Annotated in this window: 9 protein-coding genes; 1 reads left to right on the forward strand and 8 read right to left on the reverse strand. The window is 51.0% G+C overall.

The window, feature by feature from the left end:
• Positions 1-8: 8 nt before the first annotated feature.
• From H8K47_RS13705 to H8K47_RS13735, 7 genes are all read right to left on the reverse strand, one after another.
• Positions 9-782: an MlaA family lipoprotein gene (locus H8K47_RS13705; RefSeq protein WP_230405189.1), complete on the reverse strand. Its 774-nt coding sequence runs from the start codon at positions 780-782 to the stop codon at positions 9-11.
• Positions 779-1,255: an outer membrane lipid asymmetry maintenance protein MlaD gene (gene mlaD, locus H8K47_RS13710; protein WP_186881974.1), complete on the reverse strand. Its 477-nt coding sequence runs from the start codon at positions 1,253-1,255 to the stop codon at positions 779-781. The genes H8K47_RS13705 and mlaD overlap by 4 nt, the downstream gene beginning before the upstream one ends.
• A gap of 115 nt (positions 1,256-1,370) precedes the next feature.
• Complete coding sequence (mlaE, locus tag H8K47_RS13715; protein WP_186881975.1) at positions 1,371-2,141, reverse strand: lipid asymmetry maintenance ABC transporter permease subunit MlaE; 771 nt, start codon at positions 2,139-2,141, stop codon at positions 1,371-1,373.
• A complete protein-coding gene (locus H8K47_RS13720; protein ID WP_186881976.1) occupies positions 2,138-2,941 on the reverse strand; it encodes an ABC transporter ATP-binding protein in 804 nt (267 codons plus the stop codon). Before H8K47_RS13720 ends, mlaE begins: the two co-directional genes overlap by 4 nt.
• Positions 2,942-3,256: 315 nt before the next feature.
• Entirely contained in the window at positions 3,257-4,720 is a 1,464-nt protein-coding gene (locus tag H8K47_RS13725) for a glutamate synthase subunit beta (protein ID WP_186881977.1), read from the reverse strand.
• A 114-nt stretch (positions 4,721-4,834) separates the two neighbouring features.
• Positions 4,835-9,517, reverse strand: coding sequence for a glutamate synthase-related protein (locus H8K47_RS13730; RefSeq protein WP_186881978.1), 4,683 nt, complete (start codon positions 9,515-9,517; stop codon positions 4,835-4,837).
• Between the two features lie 190 nt (positions 9,518-9,707).
• On the reverse strand, positions 9,708-10,415 hold the full coding sequence (locus tag H8K47_RS13735; protein ID WP_186881979.1) for a transposase: 708 nt from the start codon (positions 10,413-10,415) through the stop codon (positions 9,708-9,710).
• Positions 10,416-10,645: 230 nt separating this feature from the next.
• Between H8K47_RS13735 and H8K47_RS13740 the strand changes: the two genes are divergently transcribed.
• Positions 10,646-12,325, forward strand: a complete 1,680-nt coding sequence (locus tag H8K47_RS13740) for a methyl-accepting chemotaxis protein (RefSeq protein ID WP_186881980.1) — start codon at positions 10,646-10,648, stop codon at positions 12,323-12,325.
• Positions 12,326-12,401: 76 nt separating this feature from the next.
• Here H8K47_RS13740 and H8K47_RS13745 read toward each other — a convergent pair.
• On the reverse strand, positions 12,402-12,492 hold a 91-nt coding region (locus H8K47_RS13745), incomplete at its 5' end, for an IS3 family transposase (RefSeq protein ID WP_186881635.1).

Raw genomic sequence — 12,492 nt, forward strand, 5'->3', positions numbered from 1 at the left:
CAGCAGACTTAATCCTGCTCAGGGTTGATCTGCCCTGCACGCCGCTGAAGATAAGCATCGCGGATAAACACATATTTATCCAAAGCGGCCTCTTCAATTAATGACCCCGCATCCAGTACCGATGCACGCTTATCCACCAGACGTATCACCGTACCGGTATTGCGGATATAAACCGGCTCTTTATACGTCCACAAGTCTGCCTTTAGATCGACAGGCATCGCAACTGTATCGCGCAAAGTAGAAGGTCCGAATACCGGAAGTACTAAGTAAGGACCAGATGGGACGCCCCAACGCCCTAAAGTCTGACCAAAATCTTCTTTATGTTTGGTCAGCCCAGCTGGCGAGCCTATATCCAGAAAACCACCCAGACCAAAGGTCGAATTCAATGCAAAGCGCATAAAATCAGAGGCACTATCCCCCACTTTACCTTGCAACAGGTTGTTAACTGCGTTCCAGACATCACCAATATTGCTAAAAAAATTGCCTATGCCAGTTTGCACAAAACCGGGTGTTACATCGCGATAGGCACGTGAGACCGGTTGCAATACAGCCTGATCCACGTTGTCATTGAAGTTAAACATCACACGGTTAAAACCTTCTAGCGGATCACGTGGATTTTTACCGATATTGGTTTTAGTGCTGATGACATCAAGCGTTTGATCAGCCTTAGCCTTGATCTGCTCCATTTTCACGGTACTGCATGCACTAAGCATCATACTCAGCATGAGCACCAGCAGAGCCATCAAACGGGAATAGCCCGGGATATATGGTTTCGCGTTCATTTCTTTTGTTCCGAACTGCTGTCTGCAGCTTTACTGAATAAAAATTGACTGATCAGATTTTCCAGTACCACTGCGGACTGAGTCATCTTGATACGGTCACCGGCAGCCAAATTCTGGGCATCACCACCAGGTTCAAGACCGATATACTGCTCACCTAACAAACCAGCCGTCAGGATTTTAGCCGAACTGTCTTTCGGGAACTGGTAGCGAGACTGCAACTGCAACGTCACGGTCGCCTGAAACGTCTTGTCATCAAAACGAATATCGGACACACGGCCAACGACCACACCGGCACTCTTGACCGCTGCACGCGGTTTTAAGCCACCGATATTGTCAAAACGGGTTACTACATCATAGGTTTTTTCCAGCGACAATGCGCTCATATTTCCAGCTTTGAGCGCCAGAAACAGCAATGCTGCTGCACCGAGCACGACAAATAAACCCACCCAGAAATCCAGAGATTTTTTTTGCATTTTATTTCCTTACGCAGCAACGTCCATCACCATCCGGAAGTTTGCCAGCGAATATCAAGAGAATTAATTCGTTACGTATCTTTATGTGTCCGAAATCCGCAGTGCAGCCTGGCTGCTACTGAAACATCCAGGCGGTCAGCAGGAAATCCAGCCACAACACCAGCAGCGAAGACACCACAACAGTGCGGGTAGTCGCACGCGCTACACCCTCAGGCGTGGCCTGCGCTTCATAGCCCTGGAACAGCGCCACAAAAGTCACGGCAAAACCAAAAACGATGCTCTTAATGACACCATTACCAATATCCTGCCAGATTTCAACACCTGCCTGCATCTGCGACCAGAACGAGCCGTTATCCACGCCGATCAGTTTCACACCAACGATATAGCCACCGATGATCCCCATTGCATTGAAAATCGCAGTCAGTATCGGCATAGCGATCAGACCCGCAATAAAACGTGGCGCCAATACCCTTTGTATAGGATTGACTGCCATCATTTCCATTGCAGCCAGCTGCTCACCCGCCTTCATCAGGCCAATTTCTGCCGTCAATGAAGTTCCTGCGCGACCGGCAAATAATAAAGCGGTGACGACCGGACCCAGCTCGCGTGTCAGCGATAGCGCGACCAGCAAACCGAGCGCCTCTTCTGAACCGTAGCGATTCAGCGTGTAGTAACCCTGGTACCCAAGTACAAAGCCAACAAACAAACCGGAAATCGCAATAATCACCAGCGAATAATTACCGATAAAGTGTATCTGGTCGGTAATCAGCCTAGGCCTGCGCCACAAGCCACCTGCACTGAACAATATTGAAAAAAAACAGCGTGTGGCATAACCCAGGTCTGCCGCCCCTTCCCGTATGTGACGGCCTATCCATTCAAACATCATGCGTTCCCCTTCAGACCCAGATCGTCCATCAGTGACTTACCGGGGTAATGAAATGGCACCGGCCCATCGGCTTCTGCATGTACAAACTGCTTCACATACGGATCCTCAGAGTCACGCATCTGTTCCGGAGTTCCATGCGCCACAATTTTTCCCTGAGACAGGAAATACACATAATCAGCAATCGCAAACGATTCATGCACATCATGTGATACCAATATGGAGGTCGACCCCAGTGCATCATTCAGATTGCGGATCAGATTCGCAGTCACGCCCATAGAAATCGGGTCCAGACCAGCGAAGGGTTCGTCATACATGATCAATTGCGGGTCAAGTGCCACCGCACGCGCCAGTGCAACGCGACGTGCCATCCCACCGGAAATCTCAGCCGGCATCAGATGTGCCGCATTTCTGAGGCCAACAGCCTGCAACTTCAACATCACCAGATCACGAATCACCGCTTCAGAGTAATTAGTGTGTTCACGCATGGGAAATGCCACGTTATCAAACACACTCAGATCCGTGAATAAGGCACCGTGCTGAAATAGCATGCCCATTTTGCGCCGGATGGCGTACAAACCCGCAGCATCCAGCGTATGCACAGCCTGGCCATTAACGGTCACGCTGCCTTGCTGTGGCTGGATTTGCCCGCCGATCAGGCGCAGTATCGTGGTTTTCCCAGAGCCGGACCCACCCATGACGGCGATGACCTTACCACGTGGGAAATCCATACGCAGGCCGGACAAAATAGTCCTGCTTCCATATCCGAATTGGATATCACGAATTTCGACAAGATTGGACACAGTAATCAATAGTGTTTTGCAAAAACCAGATTGTAATGCAGAACACTCAAGAAGGTGGGGAGTTGAAAATGATTTTTTTGCAATAAAACTTATATTAATTTAAATAAATGATTTTTAAAAAATAATAATCACAAATTTAATCAATTCATAAAATTTTATTCAAAACCAGTAGTAGAAATACTATGAAAATTAATGAATATTGGGTCATTAATTACAAAAAGTCACTAAATTTAAACTTTGTCTGTGCTTTTTTCCCACAGGATTCCCCGTATCGATGAGGGAATCCTGTTGATATTTACATTACAAATGCCGCGATTAACGTGGCAATACGGAAGCGCCCATCAGAGCCAGATCGACCTCACGCGCGCACTGACGCCCCTCGCGTATAGCCCATACCACCAGCGACTGACCACGACGCATATCGCCAGCCACAAAGACCTTAGGGACATTGGTCTGATAGCAGCCTGCACCTTCTGTACTCGCTCTGGCGTTACCACGCGCATCCTTGTCGACACCAAATGCGTCCAACACCTGTTGCACTGGCGAGACAAAACCCATGGCCAGTAAGACCAGGTCTGCTTTCAGCTCAAATTCAGAATCCGGCACTTCCTGCATTTTGCCGTCTTTCCATTCAACTCTGCAGGCAATCAGCTTATCGACCTTGCCAGCCTTACCTTCCAGACGTTTGGTGGCGACTGACCAGTCGCGCTCGCAGCCCTCTTCATGCGACGACGAAGTGCGCAATTTGGTTGGCCAGTAAGGCCAGACCAGCGCTTTATTTTCCTGTTCAGGAGGCTGCGGCAGCAATTCGAACTGAGTGACTGATTTGGCACCATGGCGATTCGAGGTACCAACGCAGTCAGAGCCTGTGTCACCACCACCGATCACGACCACGTGCTTGCCGGCAGCCAGTATCTGGTCTTTGAGCTTATCACCGGCATTGACCTTATTCTGCGCCGGCAGAAATTCCATCGCAAAGTGCACGCCTTTGAGTTCACGGCCCGGCACTGGCAAATCACGTGGCACCTCGGCACCACCTGCAATCACCACTGCATCAAAGTCTTTTTGCAATTGCTCAGGACTGATGATTTCTTTCGACCAGTTAGTGATATTGCCAGGAAAATCCTTACCGACCAGCACGCCCGTGCGGAACACCACCCCCTCCGCCTGCATTTGCTCTATGCGGCGATCGATATGACTCTTTTCGAGTTTAAAGTCTGGAATGCCATAGCGCAGCAAACCGCCGGCACGATCATTTTTTTCAAATACCGTCACCTCATGCCCTGCGCGCGCCAACTGCTGAGCTGTTGCCAACCCGGCTGGACCGGAGCCAACAATCGCCACTTTTTTTCCTGTCTTTACACTGGCCGGCTGCGGCGTGACCCAGCCATTTTCCCAGCCCTTGTCGATAATGTAGTGCTCTATCGATTTGATGCCGACGGCGTCATCGTTGATGCCCAGCGTACAGGCCGACTCGCAAGGAGCAGGACAGATGCGTCCGGTGAATTCCGGAAAATTATTGGTGGAATGCAGTGTGTCGAGTGCGAGCTTCAGATTACCGTTGTACACCAGATCATTCCAGTCAGGAATGATGTTATTGACCGGACAGCCATTATTGCAAAACGGGATACCGCAATCCATGCAACGCGCAGCCTGAGTCTTCGCCTGCGCATCATCCAGATGGACTAAAAATTCTTTGTAATGTTTTTTACGTGACTGCGGTGCCTCGCTGGCTTCCTGCAGTCGCTGATACTCCATAAAACCGGTGACTTTTCCCATGATAAAACCTCAATTCGTAAGGGGCTGATCGCCCTGAAATCCTGTTAAGCGGCATCACTGCGTGCAGACCTTCTGCGTAGCAGTGATGCGCGCCGCATCGATAGCGAGCTCGCGTCAGGCAGCCTTGGCACTGACAGGCGCCTGTTTAGCTGCTGCCATTTCAGCCAGTGCACGCTTGTATTCATTCGGGAATACCTTGATGAACTTGGCACGGCTGCGTGCCCAGTCATCCAGTATGTTGCGTGCCCGCGTACTGCCGGTATGTTTGAAGTGACGTTCAATCAGGCTGCGTAAAATAGCCTCATCGGTTTCGCCTTCGCCACCACGCAAGATGCTATGCCAGACAGATGCGTCAACCGTCGCAGCTTGCGCATCACCCGCCAATACCGGCTCCAGACTGACCATGGCCAGATTGCACTTCGCTTCGAATTCGCCATCCGGGTCATACACATAAGCGATACCGCCCGACATACCCGCTGCGAAATTACGTCCGGTCTGACCTAACACGATCACCGTACCGCCAGTCATGTACTCACAGCCGTGGTCACCGGTACCTTCAACAACCGCAACCGCACCGGAGTTACGTACCGCAAAACGCTCACCGGCCACGCCATTGATGAAAGCTTCACCAGCTATCGCGCCATACAACACGGTATTTCCACAAATGATGTTATCGATTGCCCAGCCACGGAATTCTGTATTCGGGCGAATAATAATGCGACCACCCGACAACCCCTTACCGACGTAATCATTACCTTCACCGACCAGATCCAGCGTCACACCGTGTGCAAGGAAAGCACCGGCCGACTGGCCTGCGGTACCCTGCAACTGTACATGGATAGTGTCGTCCGGCAGACCGGCATGGCCATAACGTTTCGCCACTTCACCCGACAACATCGCACCGACTGTGCGGTTCAGATTTTTGATCGGTTGGATGAACGATACTTTTTCACCGGTATCCAGCGCCAGTCTGGCTTGTGCGATGAGCTTGTTGTCCAATGCCTTGTCGAGTCCATGATCCTGCACATCCACATGGCGAATTGCTGCATCGGCACCGGCTTGCGGCTGATGGAAGATGCGCGCAAAGTCCAGACCTTTGGCTTTCCAGTGTGCGACCGCCTTCGATTTATCCAGCAAATCGACGCGGCCTATCAATTCATCATAAGTACGCACACCCAGCTGCGCCATGATCTGACGCACTTCTTCGGCAACGAAGAAGAAGTAGTTCACGACATATTCAGGCTTACCAGAGAATTTGGCACGCAATACCGGGTCCTGTGTCGCAACGCCGACCGGGCAAGTATTGAGGTGACATTTACGCATCATGATGCAGCCTTCGACCACCAGCGGCGCAGTGGCAAAGCCGATTTCATCGGCACCCAGCATCGCGGCAATGGCAACGTCACGACCGGTTTTCATCTGACCGTCCGCCTGTACCCTGACCCGTCCACGCAAGCCATTGAGTACCAGCGTCTGCTGAGTTTCAGACAAGCCCAGTTCCCAAGGTGTACCCGCATGTTTAATCGAGGACAGCGGCGACGCACCGGTACCGCCATCATGTCCTGCAATCACAACGTGGTCAGCCTTGGCTTTAGACACACCAGCCGCAATCGTACCCACACCGACTTCAGAGACCAGCTTGACCGAAATCGATGCCTGAGGATTCACGTTTTTCAGATCATGTATCAGCTGTGCCAGATCTTCGATAGAGTAAATATCGTGATGCGGCGGCGGAGAAATCAGGCCAACACCTGGCACAGAGAAACGCAGCTTGGCGATATATTCGGAAACTTTGTGTCCAGGTAACTGCCCACCTTCGCCGGGTTTAGCACCCTGTGCCATTTTGATTTGTATCTGATCCGCAGAGCTCAGGTATTCAGCCGTCACACCAAAACGGCCAGATGCCACCTGCTTAATACGGGAGCGCAGCGAATCGCCATCCTGCAGCGGGATATCTACTTCTATCTGTTCTTTACCAATCACCGATGCCAGTGTCTCACCATTGCGAATCGGGATGCCTTTGAGCTCTTGCTGATAGCGCGCCGGATCTTCACCACCTTCGCCGGTATTAGATTTACCGCCGATACGGTTCATCGCAATCGCCAGTGTGGCATGCGCCTCAGTACTGATAGAGCCCAGAGACATCGCACCGGTCGCAAAGCGCTTTACGATTTCTTTGGCGGGTTCGACCTGCTCCAAAGGAATTGCCTTAGCCGGATCAATCTTAAATTCAAACAAACCGCGCAAAGTCATATGGCGCTTAGACTGATCATTGATGATCTGCGCATATTCTTTGTAAGAATTGTAGTTATTGGCACGGGTCGAATGCTGCAGCTTCGCGATCGCATCCGGCGTCCACATATGGTCTTCACCACGAATACGGAATGCATATTCACCACCGGCATCCAGCGCATTGGCCAATACCGGGTCCTGACCGAAGGCGGCCTGATGCAGACGCAAGGCTTCTTCTGCGACTTCAAACACGCCTATGCCTTCGACATTCGATGCTGTACCACGGAAGTATTTGTCGACCAGGGATTTGTTGAGGCCAATCGCCTCAAAAATCTGCGCGCCGCAATACGACATATAAGTCGAAATACCCATTTTGGACATCACCTTCATGAGGCCCTTACCAATCGCCTTGGTATAGTTGTAGATGGCTTTTTCAGCACTCAGGTCACCGGGCAGATCTTTTACCATATCAGCCAGCGTTTGCATCGCCAGATACGGATGCACCGCCTCCGCACCATAACCTGCGAGCAAGGCAAAATGATGGGTTTCGCGTGCCGAGCCAGTTTCGACTACCAGACCTGTCGTGGTACGCAAACCCTTGCTGACCAGATGCTGATGCACGGTTGACGTCGCCAGCAGCGCAGGAATCGCGACATTGTTGGCGTCCATCTTACGGTCCGTGATGATCATGATGTTGTGACCGGATTTAACCGCGTCCACCACTTCCGCACAGATAGACGCCAGCCGGGCTTCGATACCGTCCTTGCCCCAGGCGACCGGATAGCAAATATCCAGCTCATAGGACTTGAACTTACCGCCGGTATTGGCACTGATATTGCGCAGCTTGGCGATATCTTCAAAATCCAGCACAGGTTGTGCGACTTCCAGCCGCATCGGTGGATTGATGTTATTGGTATCGAGCAGATTCGGTTTCGGGCCGATGAAGGAAACCAGCGACATCACCATCGCCTCACGAATAGGATCGATAGGCGGATTCGTCACCTGCGCAAACAGCTGTTTGAAGTAGTTATACAGCGGCTTGAGTTTATTCGACATCACCGCCAGTGACGCATCATTCCCCATGGAGCCTATCGCCTCTTCCGCGCTGAGCGCCATCGGCGTCAGCAGGAATTTCACGTCTTCCTGGGTATAGCCAAAAGCTTGCTGACGGTCGAGCAGACTGGCGCTTTCCACTTGCTCAGCAGCCTGGCCTTTAAGACCATCGAGTTTGATGCGTACCGATTGTATCCATTGCTTATAAGGCTTGGCATTGGCATAAGTATCTTTGATTTCTTTGTCGTCGATAATGCGACCGGCTTCCAGGTCAATCAGAAACATTTTGCCGGGTTGCAGACGCCATTTCTTGATGATTTTCGATTCCGGAATAGGCAACACCCCCGATTCTGAAGCCATCACGACCAGATCATCATCGGTCACGATGTAACGCGCTGGACGCAAGCCATTGCGATCCAGCGTGCCGCCAATCTGACGGCCATCGGTAAATGCCATCGCTGCCGGACCATCCCAAGGTTCCATCATCGCTGCATGGTATTCGTAGAACGCACGACGATTGTCGTCCATCATGCTGTGATTTTCCCAGGCTTCAGGAATCATCATCATCATGGCTTGGGCAATCGGATAACCCGCCATCACCAGCAGTTCCAGCGCATTGTCAAAGCTGGCTGTGTCCGACTGGCCTTCAAAAATCAAGGGATACAGCTTTTGCAAATCGTCGCCCAGCACCGCCGATTTCATCACGCCTTCGCGAGCACGCATCCAGTTGAAGTTTCCTTTGACCGTATTGATTTCACCGTTATGCGCAATCATGCGGTAAGGATGAGCGAGTGGCCATTCCGGGAAAGTATTCGTAGAAAAGCGTTGATGTACCAGCGCCAGCGCTGAGACGCAGGCACTGTCCTGCAAATCCTTGTAATACACACCTACCTGATCGGCCAGCAATAAGCCCTTGTAGACCACAGTACGGGCCGACATCGATGGTACAAAGTATTCTTTACCATGCAGCAGCTTGAGCGCTTCAATCGCGTGGACAGCCGATTTACGGATCACGTACAACTTACGCTCCAGCGCGTCAGTCACCATGATGTCTGGCCCACGTCCGATGAAGATCTGACGGATCACCGGTTCTTTTTCGCGCACTGTTGGCGACATAGGCATGTCGCGGTCGACCGGTACATCGCGCCAGCCCAGCACCACCTGGCCTTCGGCACGCACAGCACGTTCTATCTCTTGCTCACAGGCCAGGCGGGACGCATGCTCCTTCGGCAAAAAGATCATACCTACACCGTACTCACCTGGGGGTGGCAGGCTAATACCCTGTTTGAGCATTTCTGCACGGTAAAACGCGTCTGGTATCTGTATCAGGATACCGGCACCATCACCCATCAGTGCGTCGGCACCGACCGCACCGCGATGGTCGAGATTTTTCAGGATCAACAAGCCCTGATCAATGATCGCGTGGCTTTTCTTACCTTTGATATGGGCGACAAAACCCACACCACAGGCGTCATGTTCGTTGCTAGGATCGTATAAACCTTGAGCTTGCATCACTATCTCCAGAAGGCAAAATGGACTGTCTGGAAAAGAGAATAGTGCAGCGCAATAGAAACATCAATCGAAATAAAACAGGGTCAGAGTGTTTAAAATCACTCTATTTTTTCACTCTATATTAAATAGGGTCAGAGTAATTATTTTCAACAATTCAAGATGGCGCGATAAGGTCTCAGGCATGACTTACTTAATTGGACGTCTCCGCAACAGGCAACTTGCGTGGTCGTCCACGTTTGCCCGGCACCAGCCGGCGCGATGCGCCTTTACTCAGCATTTGCACATAATTTTCACTACCCAAGGCCCAGGCGTGCTGGGTTGCCTGACGCAATTGATCCATCACAGACTTACTCAGGGACTGCGCCATCAGTTCTTTGTAATTGGCTTCACGTTGAAACGGGGTATTACCCAAAGCCCAAAAAATAGGATGGTCAGACAAGACGGGATCGATACGCTGACCTGCGTGATGCTGATAGCTGGACCAGGGGTAAGCCGCCGCCTCTTCCACCAAACCCGCACGGACTGGATTGGATTCCACAAAAACGCTGCATGGCAAAAAGTAATTTTCCGCTTCCAGCACAGTTGCTTTGTAGCGCCCTTGCCACAGACTACCCATACGCACATACTTGCGATTGTAATAAGGAACATAGTAACGCCCCAGCCATTGGAGCAGCTTGCCCAGGCCATCCCCATCTGCCGGTGTCAATAGCAAGTGCACATGATCCGGCATAAGCACATAGGCATGAATTGCCACTTGAAACTGACGCGCCCCCTGACGCAACCAGCTTAGAAACTGCAGGTAATCCTGCTCATCCCGAAACAGTTGCACGCCTTCGTGACAACGCTGAACCACATGATGCAAGGCTGATGGGATCACCAGCCGCGGTAACCTGGCCATAAGAAATCTGAATGTATAAATATCTGCAGTGTAAAGTAAATCAAGGTCTAAGCGACGATACTCAGTTATCCTAGACGATTTAGATCTACACTACATAAGTGAATAGCTTTCATCTATGCACACTTATCTAGCACTTACAATGTTGCGCTACAGGAATTTTTCAAAGTGACATACCCTTGAAAGCTCCTTCCTCCAAATTCGCGTGTCCCAATTTGATTATGAATAATTTAATGAAACAACTTTCTGTTGGCAAACGACTGGGTCTGGGTTTCGCCCTGATCTTATTGTTATCGATCTGCTCGACCTTGGTTGGCCTGACGCAACTTAATTCCGTTGCCTCAGCGACCCGAACCCTGTTGCAGGAACCGCTTGCGACTGAACGTCTGATGAGCGACTGGTATCGCAATATTCACACCGGGATACGCAGAACAGCGGCCATCGCCAAGAGTAGCGACCCATCGCTCGCGACTTTCTTTGAAGCAGATCAGGCTGAATCCTCAAGAACCTCTGCGGAATTACTCAAAGAAATCACGCTTAAAATGAAAAGCGAAAAAGAGCAAAAGCTGCTGAAAGAAGTCAGTGAATTACGTGAAGCCTACCTGGCAGCACGTAATAAAATCGTTGCGCTCAAAAAGGAAGGTCAGGCTGATGAAGCGAATGCCTTGCTCGATCAAAAATTCGTGCCAACCTCAAGCGCCTACGTCAAAAAAGTCGAAGAAATCCTCAAAGAACAGCGTCTGCAAATTGATGAAACCGCAGCAGATATTCAGAAAAGCTATGAAAACAGCCGCGTTCTGCTGGTCGTATTGATCCTGTTATCTTCACTGTTTGCGATCGTTTGCGCTTGGCTGATGACGAATTCCATCACCCACCCGCTGCATGAAGCAACCGAAGTAGCACAAAAAATGGCTCAAGGTGATCTGCGTGATCATTTGGAAGTCACTCGTGGCGATGAGATTGGCATGCTAATGAATGCCATCAACGGCATCAGTGCAGGCCTTAGCCACGTCATCGCTGATGTCAGGGAAGGTACACAGGCTATCAATGTGGCCGCTTCTGAAATCGCCTCCGGTAACGCAGATTTATCGTCGCGCACAGAAAATCAGGCCAGCTCGCTGGAAGAAACGGCGTCCTCAATGGAAGAGCTGACTTCAACTGTCAAACAGAATGCCGACAACGCACGTCAGGCGAACCAACTGGTGGTTTCCGCTAGTGGCGTTGCGGTCAGGGGCGGTGAGGTGGTTGGGCAAGTGGTTGAAACCATGGGCTCGATCAAAGAAAGCTCGAACAAAATAGTCGATATCATCGCGGTCATCGACGGCATTGCGTTTCAGACCAATATTCTGGCGCTAAATGCGGCAGTAGAAGCGGCACGTGCCGGTGAACAGGGACGCGGCTTTGCGGTGGTGGCATCCGAAGTGCGCAACCTGGCACAGCGCAGTGCGTCTGCCGCCAAAGAAATTAAAGCGCTCATTGACGACTCGGTCGGCAAAGTAGAGCACGGCAGTAAGTTAGTAGATACTGCCGGTAAAACCATGGCAGATATTGTCAATAGCGTTCAACAGGTAGCAGATATCATGGCAGAAATCAGCTCCGCCAGCCAGGAACAAAGCTCAGGTATTGAGCAAGTTAACCTTGCTATCAACCAGATGGATGAAATGACGCAGCAAAATGCCGCATTGGTCGAACAAGCGGCCGCTGCTGCCGAAAGTATGCGAGATCAGTCAGAAAAACTGTCACACGTGGTTGAGCAATTCCGCGTTACTCATCTCACAGCCCCCGGCACGCCAGCACCGCGCCCGGCACCAGTGCGTAGCAGCCCTCCGGCAAAAAGCCCCGTGATTCGTCCAGCGCAACTGAACCGCCCTGCCACGCGGAAAAGTGATGAACAGGATTGGGAAGAGTTTTGATCTGCAACAGCAGGTCATTTAAACAATAAAAAAGGAGCCCTGTGAAGTGACCCCATTTAGTTGGACAGCTTGATAGTTACGTGGCCAAGGGCTGATTCCTGTATTGAACAGGACTCAGCCCTTTTAATTTCAGTTTTATACGGTCATGATTATAGTAGTGGATGTAG

Origin of the sequence: Cognatundibacterium rugosum, from assembly GCF_014284365.1 — a bacterium.
GTDB lineage: Bacteria > Pseudomonadota > Gammaproteobacteria > Burkholderiales > Burkholderiaceae_D > Undibacterium > Undibacterium rugosum.